Genomic DNA, 582 nt, shown 5'->3' on the forward strand with positions numbered 1-582 from the left:
TTTTTAGTTTTTCCTCTTGCTCTGCTATAGCCCAATAGATATGCTCATCAAGCATCTCGCTACATCCTAGTCTGTACTGTAGATGATCGATGACATCTAAACTAGGATTCGCGTTACCCAGTCCAATAGCAATGTTACGTAAAAAACTAATATATCCTGTTCGCCTAATTGGGCTACCTTTCGTGTATTCTAAAAAGTCAGATTCTTGCCACTGCCACAGCTCAATTAAACCGATATTATCAAAATGATGTCTAGGGGCAAAGTCGTCTACTGATGTCAGATTGGCATAACGGTTCCAGGGACAGATAAGCTGGCAGTCATCACAGCCAAATACTCGATTGCCTATGGCCCGGCGGTACTTTATGTCAATTGCGCCTTTGTGTTCGATGGTTAGATATGAGATGCAAGCAGCTGCATTGAGCTTATAAGGTGCGACAATCGCTTGCGTAGGACAGATATCAATACATGCGCTACAACTGCCACAATGCGCGTTAACAGGCTTATCATCGGGTAGGTTAAGACTAATAAACAACTCACCCAATACAAAAAATGAGCCTGCAGATTTATTCAGTAGTAAGGTAT

The 582-nt window shown here is 42.1% G+C and carries 1 protein-coding gene; it reads right to left on the minus strand.

From position 1 onward, the window contains the following. Positions 1-582, minus strand: a 582-nt coding sequence (queG, locus tag ACS8FD_RS22985; RefSeq protein WP_439277560.1) for a tRNA epoxyqueuosine(34) reductase QueG, incomplete at both ends; no start/stop codon positions are given.

The organism is Psychrobacter sp. 1U2, from assembly GCF_051847575.1.